The organism is Pseudomonas sp. R32 (assembly GCF_009866705.1).
GTDB classification, from domain to species: Bacteria; Pseudomonadota; Gammaproteobacteria; order Pseudomonadales; family Pseudomonadaceae; genus Aquipseudomonas; species Aquipseudomonas donghuensis.
Genome location: NZ_CP019396.1, coordinates 5,158,181 through 5,176,992 on the forward strand (window position 1 = coordinate 5,158,181; position 18,812 = coordinate 5,176,992).

Here is an 18,812-nt window from a genome sequence, read left to right on the forward strand (position 1 = left end):
CCTCAGGCCGAGGCGGCGTTGTAGAACAGCTCGCTGCTCTTCTGCTCCACCAGCGCCTGCTCGATGGCCGCCTGATGGACTTCGTCGGCGTGTTCTTCACGGGCTTCCGGCTGGATGCCCAGGCGTGCGAACAGCTGCATGTCCTTGTCGGCTTGCGGGTTGGCGGTGGTCAGCAGTTTCTCGCCGTAGAAGATCGAGTTGGCGCCGGCGAAGAAGGCCAGGGCCTGCATCTGTTCATTCATCGCTTCACGGCCAGCGGACAACCGCACGTGGGACTTGGGCATAAGGATCCGGGCCACGGCGAGCATGCGGATGAAGTCGAACGGGTCAACTTCTTCGGCGTTCTCCAGCGGCGTGCCGGCGACCTTCACCAGCATGTTGATCGGCACCGACTCCGGGTGTTCCGGCAGGTTGGCGAGCTGGATCAGCAAGCCGGCGCGATCGTCCAGCGACTCGCCCATGCCGAGGATGCCACCCGAGCAGATCTTCATCCCGGCATCGCGCACGTAAGCCAGGGTCTGCAGGCGATCGCTGTAGGTGCGGGTGGTGATGATACTGCCGTAGAACTCCGGCGAGGTGTCGAGGTTGTGGTTGTAGTAGTCAAGCCCGGCCTCGGCCAGCGCCTGGGTTTGCTCCAGGTCGAGCTTGCCGAGGGTCATGCAGGTTTCCAGGCCCATGGCCTTGACCCCTTTGACCATCTGCAACACGTAAGGCATGTCCTTGGCCGACGGATGCTTCCAGGCGGCGCCCATGCAAAAGCGCGTCGAGCCGATGGCTTTGGCCCGGGCTGCCTCTTCGAGGACCTTCTGCACTTCCATCAGCTTCTGTTTTTCCAGCCCGGTGTTGTAGTGGCCGGACTGGGGACAATATTTGCAATCTTCCGGGCAGGCGCCGGTCTTGATCGACAGCAGCGTCGAGACCTGTACGCGGTTGGCGTCGAAATGCGCGCGGTGCACGGTTTGCGCCTGGAACAGCAAGTCATTGAACGGTTGCTGGAACAGGGCTTTGACCTCGGCCAGGGACCAGTCGTGACGTGTTGTTGCAGTTGTGCTGGCGCTCATCGGCGATTCCTTGTTTAGGCTTGTACAGGCGCCGGCACAGAAAAACCCCGCCAGCGCATCACGGATAGCTCGCATAGTTAAGGAAGGCTGATGCACTGTCAACCACAAGTCAAAACACTGGTTTACAACTGTCTACTTAATAACCAGACCTGCTTACTTTGCAATGAAGCGGCCGAGCAGCCCTACCCACTGTGCATCGCCTGCGAGAGCGAACTGCCCTGGCTGGGCGAGCATTGCCAGGTCTGTGCCCTGCCGCTGCCCATGCACGGCCTGGTCTGCGGCCAGTGCAGCCGGCGCCCGCCGGCCTTCTATCGGGTCGAGGCGCCCTGGTACTACGGCTTCCCGGTCGATGCGCTGGTTACCCGCTTCAAGCACAATAGCCAGTGGCCGCTGGGCCGCTTGCTCGCGCAACTGCTCGGGCGCTGGTTGAGCCACCGCTTTGACGAAGGGCTACCGCGCCCGGCTGTGTTGCTGCCGGTACCGCTGTCAAGGCGGCGATTGCGTCAGCGCGGCTACAATCAGGCGGGGATGCTGGCTAACTGGTTGGCACAACAACTGGGCATTCGCTGCAGCGAACAGGTGCTCACCCGCACCCTCGATACCCCAGCCCAGCAAGGTCTCAAGGCCCAGGCACGCAAACGCAACCTGCGCCAGGCCTTTGCCGTGCACCACCGCCCGATGATTGCCGGGCGTCATGTCGCGCTGGTGGATGATGTACTGACCACTGGTGCCACCGCCCAGGCGTTGGCCAGCCTGTTGCTCAAGGCCGGCGCCCGACGGGTCGATGTCTACTGCCTGGCGCGCACCGCCAAGCCCGGCAGCGCTTGACTTGAGCGCGGGGTGCGGGCACTTTCGGGCTGATTCCCCACTGGTGCCCGTTACCGCTTATGTCCCTGCCTGCCCTGCTCACCCAGCACATCGTCCGCCGCCCGCAGCGTATTGCCTTGCTGCAACACATTGCCGAACAAGGCTCGATCACCCGTGCGGCGAAAAGCGCCGGCATGAGTTACAAGGCGGCCTGGGATGCCATCGACGAACTCAACAACCTGGCCGCCAGCCCACTGGTGGAACGCAGTGTTGGTGGGCGCGGCGGCGGTGGGGCGAAACTGTCTGCCGAGGGCCAGCGGGTGCTGCGCCTGTACCAGCGCTTGCAGGCCCTGCAGGCGCAGATCCTTGAAGCGGCCGAAGACGCCAGCGATCTCGACCTGCTCGGCCGCCTGATGCTGCGCACCAGCGCGCGCAACCAGCTGCACGGGCGTATCAGCTCGATCGAGGCCCAGGGCCGCTATGACCGCATCAGCCTGACCCTGGCGGGCGAGCTGCGCATCGATGCCCAGATCACCCACGACAGTACCGGACGCCTTGAACTGAGCCCGGGTACCGCAGTAGTGGCGCTGATCAAGGCGGGCTGGCTCGAACTGCTGGGCCTCGATCAACAGCCAGCCGAGGGCTACAACTGCTTGCCGGTCAAGGTCGATGCGTTGCTTGCAGACACCGAGGGTCCGACCGAAGTGCGCCTGCTCCTGGCCAGCGGGCAAACCCTGTGTGCTTTCGCCGACGCACACTGGCTACAAGACCATCAGGTCATTGTCGGCAGTGACCTGCAGGTGCAATTTCAGCCTTCTTACGTGCTTCTTGGAACGCCGCTGTAAAACTGCCACAAAAATGTCATGGACCCTGACTAAGGTGACTGCCAAACCCGCAGGAAGCCTGTCATGCACCTACTAGAAGAACATCAGCCAACCGACCTCGAACAGCTGACCAGCCTCAGCCGCCGCCGCTTCATCGGCGCCGGCGCGCTGTGCGGCGCAGCGCTGTTTCTCGGCGGCAATTTGCTCAGCCGCAGCGTACTGGCAGCCAGCGTCAGCGCTGGCAACAGCAGCCTGCTGGGCTTTGCCAGCATCCCCGCCGCCACCGCCGACAGCATCAGCCTGCCGCCTGGTTACAAAGCCTCGGTATTGATCAGCTGGGGCCAGCCACTGCATGCCGGCGCCCCGGCCTTCGATCCTTCCGGCAACGGCAGCGCCCAGGCCCAGGAACTGCAGTTCGGCGACCACAATGACGGCATGAGCCTGTTCCCCTTCCCCGGCGACGCCAACCGCGCGCTGATGGCGATCAACAACGAATACACCAACTACCGATACCTGTTCAGCCACGGCGGCAAACCGGCCTCTGCTGAAGAAGTGCACAAAGCCCAGGCCGCCGAAGGGGTGTCGGTGATCGAAGTGCAGCGCCGCGATGGCCAGTGGCAATTCGTCCAGGATTCGCCCTACAACCGGCGCATCCATGGCAACACGCCAATCAGCATCAGCGGCCCGGCCGCCGGCGATGCCCTGCTTAGAACCGCGACCGACAACAGCGGGCGCAAGGCACTGGGCACCTTCCAGAACTGCGCCAATGGCAAAACGCCGTGGGGCACCTACCTGACCTGCGAAGAGAACTTCACCGACTGCTTCGGCAGCAGTGATCCGGCCCAGGCCTTCGATGCCGCCCAAAAGCGCTACGGTGCCTCGGTCACAGGCAAGGAGGTCGACTGGCATCAGCACGACCCACGTTTCGACCTGGCGAAGAACCCCAACGAACTGAACCGTCATGGCTGGGTGGTGGAAATCGATCCGTTCAACCCACAGTCGACCCCGGTCAAGCGCACCGCCCTGGGCCGTTTCAAGCACGAGAATGCCGCCCTGGCCGAGACCCGCGATGGCCGCGCCGTGGTGTACATGGGCGACGACGAACGTGGCGAGTTCATTTACAAGTTCATCAGCCGCGACCGCATCGACCACAAGAATGCCAACGCCAACCGTAACCTGCTGGACCACGGCACCTTGTACGTGGCGCGCTTCGACGATGGCGACCATAACCTTGATCATCCGCGCGGCAAGGGCCAGTGGCTGGAGCTGACCCATGGCAAGAACGGCCTCAACGCCGCCAACGGTTTTGCCAGCCAGGCCCAGGTACTGATTCATGCGCGCCTGGCCGCCAGCCATCTCAAGGCCACGCGTATGGACCGCCCGGAATGGATCGTGGTCAGCCCCAAGGACGGCCAGGTGTATTGCACCCTGACCAACAACGTCAAACGCGGAGAAGAAGGCCAGCCGGTCGGCGGCCCCAACCCGCGCGAAAAAAATCTCTATGGGCAGATTCTGCGCTGGCGTGAAAACGCCGATGACCATGGTGCGATGAACTTCGACTGGGACCTGTTTGTGGTGGCCGGTAATCCATCGGTGCATGCCGGTGAGGCCAAGGCAGGCTCTGCCAACATCACCCCGCAGAACATGTTCAATAGCCCGGATGGCCTGGGTTTCGATGCTGAGGGCCGCTTGTGGATCCTGACTGACGGCGACTACAGCAACAGCGGCGATTTTGCCGGCATGGGCAACAACCAGATGCTTTGCGCCGACCCGGTCACAGGGGAAATCCGCCGCTTCATGGTCGGCCCGGTGGCGTGCGAGGTGACGGGTATCGCTTTTGCCCCGGATCAGCGCACCTTGTTCGTGGGTATCCAGCACCCGGGGGAAACCGGTGGTTCGACCTTTCCCGAGCACCTGCCCAATGGCAAGCCACGGTCGTCAGTGATGGCGATCAGCAGGGAGGATGGCGGGATCGTTGGCGCATGAGTCTGGCGCGGGGCTGCTGTGCAGCCCATCGCTGGCAAGGCCAGCTCCCACAACACAGATCCGCCGTGGAAGCCGATGTGCGATACCATGCAGGTACCTTGCGGCGACCTGCCGCACAGCAGGAGCGAGCATGTCCCACCCCTTTGAAACACTCACCCCCGATCTGGTCCTGGACGCCGTGGAAAGCATCGGTTTTCTCAGCGACGCCCGGGTACTGGCACTCAACAGCTACGAGAACCGGGTCTACCAGGTGGGCATCGAAGGGGCTGAACCACTGATCGCCAAGTTCTACCGCCCGGACCGCTGGAGCGACGCGGCGATCCTCGAAGAACACAGCTTTACCGCTGAACTGGCCGAGTGCGAAGTGCCGGTGGTGGCGCCACTTATCCACAACGGCAAGACCCTGTTCGAACACAGCGGCTTTCGCTTCACCCTGTTCCCGCGCCGTGGCGGCCGGGCGCCGGAGCCGGGCAACCTCGATCAGCTGTATCGCCTCGGGCAACTGCTCGGTCGTCTGCATGGGGTCGGCGCCACCCGCCCGTTCGAGCATCGCGAAGCACTGGCCGTGGATAACTTCGGCCACGCCTCGCTCAATACCCTGCTCGAAGGCAACTTCATCCCCAAAAGCCTGCTGCCGGCCTTCGAGTCGGTGGCCCGCGACCTGCTCAAGCGGGTCGAGGCGATTTACGCCAGCACCCCGCACCAGGTCATTCGCCTGCACGGCGACTGCCACCCGGGCAACATGATGTGTCGCGACGAGGTGTTTCACATCGTCGACCTCGATGACTGCCGCATGGGCCCGGCGGTACAGGATCTGTGGATGATGCTCGCCGGCGAGCGCCACGAACGCCTGGGCCAGTTGGCCGAGCTGATGGATGGCTACAACGAGTTCCACGATTTCGACCCGCGCGAACTGGCCCTGATCGAACCTTTGCGTGCCCTGCGCCTGTTGCACTACAGCGCCTGGCTGGCCCGGCGCTGGGACGATCCGGCGTTCCCGCGCAGCTTCCCCTGGTTCGGCCAGGAGCGTTACTGGGGCGACCAGATCCTCGCCCTGCGCGAGCAGATCGCCGCGCTGGATGAAGAACCGCTGAAATTGTTCTGAAGCGCGCGTGAGTCTGTCTACAATAGCCCCCTGCTTTTAGATAGCTGCCTAAGCAAGGAATCTGCATGCACGCCGCCAACCCGCGCCGCGGGTACATCCTGGGCCTGAGCGCCTACATCATCTGGGGCTTGTTCCCGCTCTACTTCAAAGCGCTGCAAAGCGTCCCCGCAGTGGAAATCATCGTCCACCGGGTGCTCTGGTCGGCGTTGTTCGGCTCGTTGCTGCTGCTGGTCTGGAAGCATCCGGGCTGGCTGCGCGAACTGCGCGAAAACCCCAAACGCCTGGCGATCCTGGCCTTGAGCGGCTCGCTGATCGCCGGCAACTGGCTGACCTACGTGTGGTCGGTGAACAACGGGCGCATGCTCGAAGCCAGCCTGGGCTACTACATCAACCCGCTGGTCAACGTGCTGCTCGGCATGCTCCTGCTCGGGGAGCGCTTGCGCCGCCTGCAGTGGATTGCCGTGGGCCTGGCCGCACTCGGGGTGGCCCAGCAGGTCTGGCAAGTGGGCAGCCTGCCCTGGGTGTCGTTGGTGCTGGCACTGAGCTTTGGCTTCTACGGCCTGATCCGCAAGCAGGCGCCGGTAGCCGCCCTGCCCGGGCTGGTGGTCGAGACCTGGATGCTGGTGCCGCTGGCCATCGGCTGGATGCTGCTCAACCCCATGGCGCATAGTGCCCAGGCAAGCTTCTATACCAGCAGCGAAGCGCTCTGGCTGATAGCCGCAGGGCCAGTCACGCTGGTACCCCTGGTGTGTTTCAACGCCGCCGCGCGGCACCTGCCCTACACCACCCTGGGCTTCTTGCAGTACCTGGCCCCCACCCTGGTATTGCTGCAGGCGGTGTGGCTGTTTGACGAGCACCTGTCGAGCAGCACCCTGGTGGCCTTCATGTTCATCTGGGCAGGCCTGGCGCTGTATAGCGTGGATGCCTGGTTGAGCCTGCGCCGGCGCAGCTGATCAAAAAATGCACGAAGCGCTGCAGGCCACGCAATTTGTGGCCTGTAGCGACATCTCCCAAGGTTATCCACAGGCGCATCCCCGATAAACCGGGATAACTAATCCTCAGGGCGCAGGTTCAATTCCACCATCAGGTCGTCGGCCAGCGCTTCCAGTTTGTGCTGCAGGACATCCAGCGACAGCGTCAGTGGCACCGCCAGCAAGGCATCGGCATGGAACAGCGGCTCACTGCTCATCGGCGCCGGGCGCACCTCGGTGGTCAGGCGCTCGACGTTGACGCCCTGATCGGCCAGCAGCCGGGTGATGTCGCGGACGATACCGGGGCGGTCATTGCCCACCAGCTCCATGGCGATCGGCTTCCAGGTGCAGGACGGCTCGATACCGCTTTCGGCAATCAAGACACGAATATCGTGCTTGCCCAAGGCCTGTAGCGCCTCGACCAGTTCATCGTAGGACTCGGCCGGTACCGCGACCTTGAGAATGCCGGCAAATTGCCCGGCCATCCGCGACATGCGGCTCTCCAACCAGTTACCGTTATGCTCGGCAATGCATTCAGCGATACGCTCGACCTGCCCGGCCTTGTCGGGGGCGATCACTGTCAATACGAGATGATCCACGCGGCAACCCTCTGCATTTAACGTTCAGCCCCTGAAATCAAAGGGCGCGGAGAAAGTATAGGCAAGGCGCGGCAACCTGCCGCAGGAGCTTCGAATGACTAATCGTGTACTGTTTCAAGATTTATCTGGAACAATCTGCCTGTTTTTTGAGAACATACCGACTCCCAGCGTGACCCCATGCGACCAATTGGTCGCAGAACGACGTATTTAGTCTAATTTTCACAACCGCAGCGCATCATGTAGTATGCCGCAGCGCGGACTACAAAACGTTGGATCGATGTCTGCCAAGGCGCCTGTGAAAATACGCCAACGCCCGCCAGCCTGTCTGGCAGGCCGCACCCAGCCGCCCGCGAGGGCATGTTCTGGTACCGTGTTTAGAGAAGCGCGCAAGGCTTAAATAGAAGAGCTGAATAGCTGAGCAGAGTGAGGCAAGCAATGACTGAACACGTTCAAGTCGGTGGCCTTCAGGTCGCCAAAGTCCTGTTCGACTTCGTGAACAACGAAGCCATTCCCGGAACCGGCGTCAGCGCCGAGCAATTCTGGGTGGGTGCGGAAAAGATCATCAACGACCTCGCTCCAAAGAACAAAGCACTGCTGGCCAAACGTGACGCATTGCAGGCGCAGATCGACGCCTGGCATCAGGCGCGCAAAGGCCAGGCTCACGATGCCGTGGCTTACAAGGCCTTCCTTCAGGACATCGGTTACCTGCTGCCAGAAGCTGCAGACTTCCAGGCCTCGACCCAGAACGTCGATGACGAAATCGCCCGCATGGCCGGCCCGCAGCTGGTCGTGCCGGTGATGAATGCGCGCTTCGCCCTGAACGCCTCCAACGCCCGCTGGGGTTCGCTGTACGACGCGCTGTATGGCACTGACGCCATCAGCGAAGCCGGCGGCGCGGAAAAAGGCAAAGGCTACAACAAGGTTCGCGGCGATAAGGTGATTGCCTTCGCCCGCGCCTTCCTCGACGAATCGGCGCCATTGGCCGCCGGCTCCCATGTCGACTCCACGGCTTACCGCATTGAAGGCGCCAAGTTGGTTGTCGCCCTCAAGGGTGGCAGCAACAGCGGCCTGCGCGATGATGCGCAGTTGATCGGTTACCAGGGCGACGCCTCGGCGCCGACCGCGATCCTGCTCAAGCACAACGGCCTGCACTTCGAGATCCAGATCGACGCCAGCACCCCGGTCGGCCAGACCGACGCCGCCGGCGTCAAGGACGTGCTGATGGAAGCCGCCCTGACCACCATCATGGACTGCGAAGACTCGGTCGCCGCCGTCGACGCCGACGACAAAGTGGTGATCTACCGCAACTGGCTGGGCCTGATGAAAGGTGACCTGGCTGAAAGCGTCAGCAAAGCGGGCCAGACCTTCACCCGGACCATGAACCCGGACCGCGAATACACCGCGCCAAACGGTGGTTCGCTCAGCCTGCACGGCCGTTCGCTGCTGTTCGTGCGTAACGTCGGTCACCTGATGACCATCGATGCCATTCTCGACAAAGACGGCAACGAAGTGCCGGAAGGTATCCTCGATGGCCTGGTCACCAGCCTGGCCTCGATCCACAACCTCAACGGCAACACCAGCCGCAAGAACAGCCGCACCGGCTCCATGTACATCGTCAAACCGAAGATGCATGGCCCGGAAGAAGCCGCGTTCACCAACGAGCTGTTCGGCCGTATCGAAGATGCCCTGGGCCTCAAGCGCAACACCCTGAAGGTCGGCATCATGGATGAGGAGCGCCGCACCACGGTCAACCTCAAGGCCTGTATCAAAGCTGCCAGCGAGCGCGTGGTGTTCATCAACACCGGCTTCCTCGACCGTACCGGTGACGAGATCCACACCTCCATGGAAGCCGGCGCCGTCGTGCGCAAGGGCGCCATGAAGACCCAGAAGTGGATCGGCGCCTACGAGAACTCCAACGTCGACATCGGCCTGGCCACCGGCCTGCAAGGCCGCGCCCAGATCGGTAAAGGCATGTGGGCCATGCCGGACCTGATGGCCGACATGCTCGAGCAGAAGATCGCCCACCCACTGGCCGGTGCCAACACCGCCTGGGTGCCGTCGCCGACCGCCGCGGCCCTGCACGCCCTGCACTATCACAAGGTTGACGTATTCGCCCGCCAGGCGGAACTGGCCAAGCGTGCACCGGCTTCGGTCGATGACATCCTGACCATCCCGCTGGCGACCGACACCAACTGGTCGGACGAAGAAAAGCGCAACGAGCTGGACAACAATGCCCAGGGCATCCTCGGCTATGTGGTGCGCTGGATCGACCAGGGTGTGGGCTGCTCGAAAGTGCCGGACATCAACGATGTCGGCCTGATGGAAGACCGCGCCACCCTGCGGATTTCCGCGCAGTTGCTGGCCAACTGGCTGCGTCATGGCGTGGTGACTGAAGCGCAGATCCTTGAAAGCCTCAAGCGCATGGCGCCGGTGGTCGACAAGCAGAACGCCAACGACCCGCTGTACCGCCCGCTGGCACCGGACTTCGACAACAACATCGCCTTCCAGGCGGCAGTCGAACTGGTCGTCGAAGGCACCAAGCAACCGAACGGTTATACCGAGCCGGTACTGCATCGTCGTCGTCGTGAGTTCAAGGCCAAGAACGGTCTGTAACATCCTCGGGGCTGCTTTGCAGCCCCATCCCTGTCTAAGAAATCCCCAGTTCCCTGCGCACCAACCTCACCAGCTTGTCCAGATCGATCGGCTTGAGCAGAAAGTCGACGACGCTCAAGTGCATCGCCTCGATGGCGTCCTTCACATCCGCAGCCCCTGACACAATGATGATCGGCATCGCCGCGCGCTCCGAGTCGCGTATGTGTCGAATCAGCTCCAGACCACCGAACGTGCCCATGCGCAGGTCGGTGATCACCAGGCCAATACCCCGCTCCTTGTCCAGACACTCCAGTGCCTGCTGGCCGCTGTCGGCGGTCAGGCATTTGAACCGCTTGGAACTCAGGTACCTGGCCAACGCTTCGCGGGCCACCCGGTTGTCATCAACGATCAATACCTTCGGCGCCGCCGACCGCGCCGTTACCGAGGCCAGCGCCTCACGCTCGGCCTCGCTCAGAATGTTTTCGTGGTCGGACATGGCTGTCTCATCATCAATGACCTGCTAAATGTCCTTTGAATCAAGTTCAGACTGCATTGAGATTAGTTGCAAACTGCCTTTCGTCGGGTAATTGACACATGACGCAGCACTTCAACTCCCTGACGCAGTTTATAGACTTACGTCCAATGGGCACTGAGCAGCCCGCGACCGACCATGAACAACGAAAACAACAAGGTCGATGGTCACAGCTCGACACAAAGACGCGGTAATGCTCATGAGCAAAATGGACGCCTTCGCCCAGGCAGGAAAGACTGCAGTGATGCAGAACATCCAGGGGACCATGCAGTTTCTGCAACGCTTTCCACCGTTCAATCAGATGGAGAACGCCCACCTGGCGTTTCTCGTCGAACAGTGCCAACTGCGCTTCTATGCGGCCAATGACAGCATCATCAAGCCCAGCGACGGTCCGGTCGAGCACTTCTACATCGTCAAGCAAGGCCGGGTGGTCGGCGAGCGCCAGCACGTCACCCGCCCCGGCACCGAAACCACGTTCGAGATCACCAGCGGCGAGTGCTTCCCCCTGGCCGCCCTGCTCGGCGAACGGGCTACCCGCACCGAACACCTGGCCGGCGAAGACACCTTCTGCCTGCAATTGAACAAGGCCGCGTTCATCCGCCTGTTCACCCTGTCCGAAGCGTTTCGCGACTTTGCCCTGCGCGGGGTCAGCAGCCTGCTCGATCAAGTCAACCAGCAGGTCCAGCGCCGCGCGGTGGAAACCCTCGGCAACCAGTATTCACTGAACACCCGCCTGGGCGAACTGGCCATGCGTCATCCGGTGGTCTGCGATCCGGCCACGCCGCTGCGTGAGGCCGTACGCCTGATGCACGAGCAGCAGGTCGGCAGCATTGCCATTGTCGATGAGCAACGCTTCCCGATCGGTATCTTCACCCTGCGCGACCTGCGCCAGGTGGTGGCCGATGCCAGCGCCGACTTCACCCAGCCGATCAGCCGGCACATGACCACCTCGCCTTTCTACCTGAGCCCGCAGGCCAGCGCCTTCGATGCTGCCATCGCCATGACCGAGCGGCATATTGCCCACGTCTGCCTGGTCGAAGAGCGGCGCTTGTGCGGCGTGGTGTCCGAGCGTGACCTGTTCTCCCTGCAACGGGTCGACCTGGTCCATCTGGCACGCACCATCCGCCATGCCAGCCGAGTCGAAAACCTGGTGTCGCTGCGCGGCGAGATCAGCCAGCTGGTCGAGCGCATGCTGGCCCACGGTGCTTCGTCTACGCAGATCACCCAGATCATCACCCTGCTCAACGACCATACCGTATGCCGGGTCATCGAGCTGGCGATCGAAGACAAGGGCGACCCGGGCGTGCCGTTCAGCTGGCTTTGCTTTGGCAGTGAAGGGCGCCGCGAACAGACCCTGCACACCGACCAGGACAACGGCATTATTTTCGAAGCACGCGATGCTGCCCATGCCGCCGACATTCGCGGCCGCCTGCTGCCGCTGGCCCAACACATCAACCAGGGCCTGGCGCAGTGCGGCTTCAGCCTGTGCAAGGGCAACATCATGGCCGGCAACCCCGAGCTGTGCCTGTCCCGCGCTGAGTGGGCACGGCGCTTTGCCGCTTTCATTCGCGAAGCCACGCCGGAAAACCTGCTGGCTTCAAGCATCTACTTTGACCTGCGAGTGGTCTGGGGCGATGAACAGGCCTGTGAACAACTGCGCCAGAGCATCCTCGAGCAAGTGGCCGACAACCGTCTGTTCCAGCGCATGATGGCCGAGAATGCCCGGCGTCAGCGGCCGCCGGTGGGGCGCTTTCGTGAGTTCGTGCTGACCCGCCAGGGCAATGACAAAGCCGCCACCCTCGACCTCAAGGTTCAGGGCCTGACGCCGTTTGTCGATGGCGCACGCCTGCTGGCCCTGGCCAATGGCATCGTTGCCAACAACACGCTGGAGCGCCTGCGCCAGTTGGTGGCCAAGGAAGTGATCGACCCGCTCGACGGCGCCGCTTATGAGGAGGCCTACCACTTCATCCAGCAAACCCGCATGCAGCAACATCAACTGCAGAGCCGGCAAAACCTGCCGTACTCCAACCGGGTCGACCCCGACAGCCTCAACCACCTGGACCGGCGCATCCTGCGCGAGTCCCTGCGCCAGGCCCAGCGCCTGCAAAGCAGCCTGGCCCTGCGGTACCAGCTATGAGCCTGTTTGCCTGGCTACGCCCCAGCCAACCGCGGCTCGACGAACACCTGCGCCAGCGCGTGGAACAACTGACGGCCCCGGCACCACTGGCCGAACACAGCCTGCGCCAGCAGCGCTGGGTAGTGCTCGACCTGGAAACCAGCGGCCTGAATCTCAACCGTGACCAGGTGCTGTCGATCGGCGCGGTGGTGATCGAAGACGGCGCCATCGACTTCAGTCAGCAGTTCGAGCGCACGCTGAACCAGCGCGATCACAAGCTCACCTCCAGCGTGCTGATCCACGGCCTGGGCCCCAGTGCCATCGCTGCAGGTTGCGAGCCGGCCGAAGCCCTGCTCGCGCTGATGGACTTTATCGGCGACAGCCCACTGCTGGCCTTTCATGCGCCCTTCGACCAGCGCATGCTCGGCCGCGCCCTGAAAGACCACCTGGGCTATCGCCTGCAGCATCCGTTCCTGGATGTCGCCGAGCTGGCCCCCCTGCTCAACCCGCAGGTCACCCTGCGCGAAGCCGGGCTGGACGACTGGACCGCCTACTTCGGCCTGCAAGCCGCCGAGCGCCATAACGCCAGTGCCGATGCCATGGTGACTGCCGAGCTGGCGCTGATCCTGTTCAGCCAGGCTCGGCGCCAGCAACTGGACAGCCCGGCGCTGCTTGACCAGCAACTGCAGCGGCTGCGCAGGCGTCGGCAACAAAGTCATGGCTTTTAAGCATCATCCGATGAGTGTGAATTGCGTCTGATGGGGAGCTTCTGCGACAATCGCGAATAATTCTCGTTAGTTAACGCATCTTTTCGGGGAACGCCTTGTCGTCTGTGCAAAGCCCACACACTGAGCTGGTCGGTGCGCTGTACCGTGACCATCGCAGTTGGCTGCTCGCCTGGCTGCGGCGCAACATCGCCTGCGCCGAGCGCGCCGAAGACCTGAGCCAGGACACTTTCGTGCGCCTGCTCGGGCGCGCGCAATTGCCTGCGCCGCGCGAACCCCGGGCGTTCCTCCTGGCCATCGCCAAAGGCCTGCTGTTCGACCACTTTCGCCGTGCAGCACTGGAGCAGGCGTATCTGGCCGAGTTGATGCTGATGCCCGAGGCCGAGCATCCCTCCCCTGAACAACAGCAGCTGATCCTCGAAGACCTCAAGGCCATCGACCGCCTGCTCGGCAAGCTGTCGAGCAAGGCACGGGCGGCCTTCCTGTACAACCGCCTGGACGGCCTGGGCCATGCCGAGATTGCCGAGCGCCTGGGTGTTTCCGTCTCACGGGTACGCCAGTACCTGGCCCAGGGCCTGCGCCAGTGTTATGTGGCGCTGTATGGTGAGCCGACATGAACAACAAGCCGGTTTCGGCGCGCGTGCTGGATGCCGCGATCGCTTGGCAGCTGTGCCTGGACTCGGGCACTGGTAACGCCGATGAGCGCGCCGAGTTCGCCCGCTGGCATGCCGCCAACGAAGAGCACGCCCGCGCCTGGATGCAACTGGGCATGCTCGACCAGCGTTTCAGTGCCGCAGCCGGCCCTGCGCGCCAGGCCCTGTTGCAGTCCCGCGCCGGTCTGCGCCAGCGGGTGCGCAAGCTAGGCGGTGGCCTGGCCAGCCTGATGCTGGTGGTTGGCCTGCTGAGCTGGGTCAATGCCCATCAGTCGCTAGGCTACTGGCTGGCCGACCAGCGCACCGGCACTGGCGAGCAGCGCACCCTGCGCCTGACCGACGGCACCCTGATCAGCCTCAACACCCATTCGGCAGTGGACATCCGCTTCGACGAGAAACAACGCCTGATCGTGTTGCACGAAGGCGAAATCTCCATCGAGACCGGCCACAAGGATGATCGGCCGTTCGTGGTCAGCACTGAAGACGGCCGCATGCGGGCGCTGGGTACGCGCTTTCTGGTCAAGCTCGAAGGCCAGGGCACGCGCCTGAGCGTGCTGCAGTCGGCGGTGGCTGCCCGGCCACAGGACAGTGGCGACGAGCAGATCCTCAAGGAAGGCCAACAAGTGCTGATGAGTCACGACCGCCTGGGCCGCATCGATAGCCTGGCCGCCGGTGCCGATGCCTGGACCCGCGGCATGCTGGTGGTCGACAACGTACGCCTGGCCGATCTGATTGACGAACTGGGGCGCTATCGCAGCGGGCATCTGGGGGTTGCTGCGGATGTAGCCGACCTGCGCATCAGCGGCAGCTTCCCGCTCAACAATACCGACCTGGCACTGACCTCGTTGCTGCCGACCTTACCGGTGCAGATCGAGCAACGTACACCGTGGTGGGTGACGGTGGTGGCTAAACGCGATACGCACTGAGCCCTATCGCGGGGCAAGCCCGCTCCTACAGGAGCTGGCTTGCCCCGAAAGCAGCCTGTAATAAAAATCGAAATTATTTCCACTACCCCCTGACACTTTTCCCAACTCACTCGGCAAGGAAGCTAGTTAGCACTTACTTCCGTCGAGGAGCCGCTGTATGTCCCGCGCTTTTGAGAACGTTCTGCGTCCCGGCCTGCTGGCCGTGGCCATTGCCCTGGCAGCACCTCTGGCGAGCAGCCCGCTGATTGCCGCCGAACAATCGGCCAGCCTGCGCAGCTACAACCTGCCCGCCGCCCCGCTGTCGACCACGCTCAACCAGATCGCCAGCCAGGCCGGCATCGCCCTGACCCTGGACCCGAGCCTGGCCAGCGGCCGCACCTCGGCGCCGGTCAGCGGACAGTACGACGGCGTCGGCGCCCTGCAAGCGGCCTTGCGCGGCACCGGCCTGCAACTGCAGCAGAGCAGCGCCGGCACCTACAGCCTGATCGCCGCCCCCGAAGGCACCCTGGCCCTGCCGGAAACCAGCGTCAACGCCCGCAGCGACTACGAAAGCGCCTGGGGCCCGGCCACCGGCTTCACCGCCACCCGCACCGCAGCCGGTACCAAAACCGATACACCGATCGTTGAAGTGCCGCGCTCGATGAGCGTGATCACCCGCGAGCAACTGGACGACCGCCAGATCCTCAACCTCAACGACGCCTTGCGCTATACCGCCGGCGTACAGAGCAGCGGCTACGCCTCCGACCCCCGCGCCGACTGGCTGCGGGTACGCGGTTTCGACCCGACCCAGTTCCTTGACGGCCTGCCGTTGCCCAAAGGCTCGTTCGCCAACCCGAAAGTCGAGCCATGGAACCTGGAGCGCATCGCCGTGCTGCGCGGCCCGGCATCGTCGGTTTACGGCCAGACCCCACCCGGCGGCATGCTCGACATGGTCAGCCGCCGCCCCCAGGCGCAAAGCGCCCACCAGATCGAAGCGCAGGTTGGCAGCAACAACCATCGCCAGATCAACTTCGACAGCACCGGCAAAATCGATGACGACGGCCAGTTCCTTTACCGCGTCAGCGGCGTCGTCCGCGACAGTGACTCGCCAACCGACCATGTCCCGGACAAGCGCTATAACCTTGCGCCAAGCCTGACCTGGAACATGGATGAAGACACCAGCCTGACCTTCATCACCCAGTTCACCCGTGACGATACCGGTATCAGTGGCCAGTTCCTGCCGCTGCAGGGCACCAAGCTGGGCTCGCCGGCCGGCGACATCTCCCATCACAAGAACCTCGGCGACCCGGACTGGGAATTCTACGATCGCACCTACTACGCCCTGGGCTATGCCTTCGAGCACCGTCTGAACGATGTCTGGCAGTTCCGTCAGAACCTGCGCTACACCAAGAGCGACCTGTCGTTCCAGGGCATCAACGTCGCGACTATGAACAACGACACGATCCAGCCTGACGGCACCGTTCCTCGCGAGACCGGCATCGTCAACGAAGACATCAGCCAGTTCGCCGTCGACAACAACTTCCAGGCCGACTTCCAGACCGGCGCCCTGAGCCATACCCTGCTGATCGGCCTCGACCACCAGCGCTCGAACACCAACTACCGCTGGGACTACGGTCTGAGCTACAGCGTACCGCCAGGCAATGTGATCAACCCGCCGTACGGCCAGGACTTTTCCAAGGTGGATTACTTCACCATGTACGACTACGGCCAGAAAACCCGCCAGACCGGCTTCTACGTGCAAGACCAGATCGCCCTCGACAACTGGCGCCTGACCCTGGGCGGGCGTGAAGACTGGGTACACACCGGCACCACCTTCCACAATCAGAACGATGCGACCAGCACCGAACGCGACAAGGCCTTTACCGGCAACATCGGCCTGAGCTACGTGTTCGACAACGGCGTGACCCCGTACATCTCCTACACCGAGTCGTTCCAGCCAACTACCGGCGCCGCCGTCGCCTCCACGGATTCGTTCAAACCGACCGAAGGCCGCCAATACGAAGTCGGCATCAAGTACCAGCCGGTTGGCAGCCAGAACCTCTACACCGCTGCCGTGTATGACCTGCGCCAGGACAACGTGAAAGTCACCGAAGGCAACATTACCCAGCAGGTTGGCCAGTTGCAGGTCCGCGGCCTTGAGTTGGAGGCCACCACACAGGTGACCGAAAACCTCAAGCTGATCGGCTCCTACAGCTACACCGACACCGAGATCCTCAAGGGTGCGGCCAACGAGCAAGGCAACCGCATGGCGCTGATCCCGCGCAACCAGGCGACCCTGTGGGCGGACTACACCTGGCACAACGGCCTGCTCGACGGCTTTGGCGTCGGCGGTGGCGTGCGTTATGTCGGTGACAACTACGGCAACACCACCAACACCGATCTCGGGTATGTCGGCTCCTACACCGTCTACGATGCGTCGGTGCACTACGACCTGGGCCGCAAGGTCAGCACGCTCAAAGGCATGACCGTCGCCGTCGAAGCCAAGAACCTGTTCAACAAGGACTACCTGGCCAACTGCGACGGCTACTGGTGCTACTACGGTGACGAGCGCAACGTCGTTGCCAGCGTCAACTACAAATTCTAAGGCCGCGGATGAACAGCCGAACCATCCGTCGCTGGTCCTTCGTCCACACCTGGACCAGCCTGATCTGCACCCTGTTCCTGCTGATGCTGGCAGTCACCGGCTTACCGTTGATCTTCCATCACGAGATCGACCACTTGCTGGGCGATGCCCCCGAGCTCAAGCAGATGCCGGCCGACACACCCAAGCTCGATTTGCAGGAACTGGTGCTCAAGGCCCAGGCCCATCGCCCTGGCGAGGTGATGCAGTACTTCGGCTGGGATGAGGACGACAGCAACGGCGTGATCGCAATCATGGCCGCCACCGCAGGCACCGAACCGAATTCGTCGCACACGTTCATGCTCGATGCACGCAGCGGCGAAGCGGTGGAAATGCCTTCGGCCAACGGCGGCTTCATGATGACCATGCTGCGCCTGCATGTGGACATGTTCGCCGGGCTGCCCGGCAAGCTGCTGCTGGCGTTCATGGGCCTGTTGTTCGTAGTGGCGATCGTCTCCGGCGTGGTGCTCTATGCGCCATTCATGCGCCGGCTGAAGTTCGCTACCGTGCGCAACGACAAGTCCACGCGCCTGCGCTGGCTCGACCTGCACAACCTGATCGGCATCGTCACCCTGACCTGGGCGCTGGTGGTTGGGGTTACCGGGGTCATCAGCGCCCTGTCGGATCTGGTCATCGCGGCGTGGCGCAACGAAAGCCTGACGGCGATGGTCGCGCCTTACCGCGATGCACCGCCGCTAACGGAGCTGGCGCCGGTCAGTCGGGTTCTGGATATCGCTGCGCAAGCCGCGCCAGGCATGCAACCGGATTTCATCGCCTTCCCCGGCACGCGTTTCTCCAGCGAGCATCACTATGCGGTGTTCATGAAGGGCAGCACCCACCTGACCGCACACCTGCTGACCCCGGTGCTGATCGACGCCAGTAACCTTGAAGTCACCGCCATCGGCGACCGGCCCTGGTACATGGACGCCATGGGCCTGTCGCAGCCACTGCATTTCGGTGACTACGGCGGCCGGCCGATGCAAGTTCTCTGGGCAGTGCTGGATGTGCTGACCATCATCGTGCTGGGTAGCGGGGTGTACCTGTGGGTAGTGCGCCGACGGGCCAGCAAGCCGGTTGCTGTGGCACAAGCGGAGACGGTGCAATGAAGCGCAAGTCGTCAAGCTTCTGGAGCGTGTTCGGCATGCCAGTGGCGATAGCCCTGGTGGGCGCGCTGGGGCTGTTTGCCGCCTTGCTTGGCGATGGCTGGTGGGATGCCCTGGCCTGGGCGGGGTTGGGCTTGCCAGCGCAGTACAGCTTGCGCGGCTTGGCTCGATAGCAATCGCGGGGCAAGCCCC

Annotated in this window: 16 protein-coding genes; 13 read left to right on the forward strand and 3 right to left on the reverse strand. The window is 63.1% G+C overall.

Going from position 1 to position 18,812, the window contains the following annotated elements; translation table 11 throughout:
* Positions 1-2 precede the first annotated feature (2 nt).
* Positions 3-1,061: a biotin synthase BioB gene (bioB, locus tag PspR32_RS23875; protein ID WP_010221404.1), complete on the reverse strand. Its 1,059-nt coding sequence runs from the start codon at positions 1,059-1,061 to the stop codon at positions 3-5.
* A gap of 90 nt (positions 1,062-1,151) precedes the next feature.
* Here bioB and PspR32_RS23880 point away from each other — a divergent pair, with 90 nt between their 5' ends.
* The 5 genes from PspR32_RS23880 to rarD all read left to right on the forward strand — a co-directional run bounded on the left by PspR32_RS23880 (position 1,152) and on the right by rarD (position 6,736).
* Entirely contained in the window at positions 1,152-1,889 is a 738-nt protein-coding gene (locus tag PspR32_RS23880; RefSeq protein WP_159389251.1) for a ComF family protein, read from the forward strand.
* Positions 1,890-1,948: 59 nt separating this feature from the next.
* Positions 1,949-2,713 (forward strand): TOBE domain-containing protein, encoded by a 765-nt coding sequence (locus PspR32_RS23885; RefSeq protein ID WP_010221402.1) that lies wholly within the window; start codon positions 1,949-1,951, stop codon positions 2,711-2,713.
* Positions 2,714-2,776: 63 nt separating this feature from the next.
* Positions 2,777-4,678, forward strand: a complete 1,902-nt coding sequence (locus PspR32_RS23890; protein ID WP_159389252.1) for a PhoX family protein — start codon at positions 2,777-2,779, stop codon at positions 4,676-4,678.
* 130 nt (positions 4,679-4,808) lie between these two features.
* A complete protein-coding gene (locus tag PspR32_RS23895) occupies positions 4,809-5,783 on the forward strand; it encodes a serine/threonine protein kinase (protein WP_010221400.1) in 975 nt (324 codons plus the stop codon).
* Positions 5,784-5,848: 65 nt separating this feature from the next.
* A complete protein-coding gene (rarD, locus tag PspR32_RS23900; RefSeq protein WP_010221399.1) occupies positions 5,849-6,736 on the forward strand; it encodes an EamA family transporter RarD in 888 nt (295 codons plus the stop codon).
* A gap of 98 nt (positions 6,737-6,834) precedes the next feature.
* Here the strand turns inward: rarD and PspR32_RS23905 are convergent, their stop codons facing one another.
* Positions 6,835-7,353, reverse strand: a complete 519-nt coding sequence (locus PspR32_RS23905; RefSeq protein ID WP_010221398.1) for a glycine cleavage system protein R — start codon at positions 7,351-7,353, stop codon at positions 6,835-6,837.
* A gap of 435 nt (positions 7,354-7,788) precedes the next feature.
* On the opposite strand from PspR32_RS23905, the gene PspR32_RS23910 reads away from it, so the two are divergent.
* Positions 7,789-9,966: a malate synthase G gene (locus PspR32_RS23910; protein ID WP_010221397.1), complete on the forward strand. Its 2,178-nt coding sequence runs from the start codon at positions 7,789-7,791 to the stop codon at positions 9,964-9,966.
* Between the two features lie 34 nt (positions 9,967-10,000).
* Here the strand turns inward: PspR32_RS23910 and PspR32_RS23915 are convergent, their stop codons facing one another.
* Positions 10,001-10,441: a response regulator gene (locus PspR32_RS23915; protein WP_010221396.1), complete on the reverse strand. Its 441-nt coding sequence runs from the start codon at positions 10,439-10,441 to the stop codon at positions 10,001-10,003.
* Positions 10,442-10,676: 235 nt separating this feature from the next.
* On the opposite strand from PspR32_RS23915, the gene PspR32_RS23920 reads away from it, so the two are divergent.
* The 7 genes from PspR32_RS23920 (at position 10,677) to PspR32_RS26245 (ending at position 18,793) form a co-directional block, all read left to right on the forward strand.
* Positions 10,677-12,614, forward strand: coding sequence for a DUF294 nucleotidyltransferase-like domain-containing protein (locus tag PspR32_RS23920; RefSeq protein WP_159389412.1), 1,938 nt, complete (start codon positions 10,677-10,679; stop codon positions 12,612-12,614).
* On the forward strand, positions 12,611-13,321 hold the full coding sequence (locus tag PspR32_RS23925; RefSeq protein ID WP_100783190.1) for a 3'-5' exonuclease: 711 nt from the start codon (positions 12,611-12,613) through the stop codon (positions 13,319-13,321). The genes PspR32_RS23920 and PspR32_RS23925 overlap by 4 nt, the downstream gene beginning before the upstream one ends.
* Positions 13,322-13,416: 95 nt before the next feature.
* Positions 13,417-13,935: an RNA polymerase sigma factor gene (locus PspR32_RS23930; protein WP_010221393.1), complete on the forward strand. Its 519-nt coding sequence runs from the start codon at positions 13,417-13,419 to the stop codon at positions 13,933-13,935.
* Positions 13,932-14,897 carry a FecR domain-containing protein gene (locus PspR32_RS23935; RefSeq protein ID WP_010221392.1) on the forward strand — a complete coding sequence of 322 codons (966 nt, stop codon included), beginning with the start codon at positions 13,932-13,934 and terminating at the stop codon, positions 14,895-14,897. Before PspR32_RS23930 ends, PspR32_RS23935 begins: the two co-directional genes overlap by 4 nt.
* Positions 14,898-15,054: 157 nt before the next feature.
* Positions 15,055-17,481 (forward strand): TonB-dependent siderophore receptor, encoded by a 2,427-nt coding sequence (locus PspR32_RS23940; RefSeq protein ID WP_036995033.1) that lies wholly within the window; start codon positions 15,055-15,057, stop codon positions 17,479-17,481.
* An 8-nt stretch (positions 17,482-17,489) separates the two neighbouring features.
* Entirely contained in the window at positions 17,490-18,623 is a 1,134-nt protein-coding gene (locus PspR32_RS23945) for a PepSY-associated TM helix domain-containing protein (protein ID WP_010221390.1), read from the forward strand.
* A complete protein-coding gene (locus PspR32_RS26245) occupies positions 18,620-18,793 on the forward strand; it encodes a hypothetical protein (RefSeq protein ID WP_174242312.1) in 174 nt (57 codons plus the stop codon). Before PspR32_RS23945 ends, PspR32_RS26245 begins: the two co-directional genes overlap by 4 nt.
* Positions 18,794-18,812 lie beyond the last annotated feature (19 nt).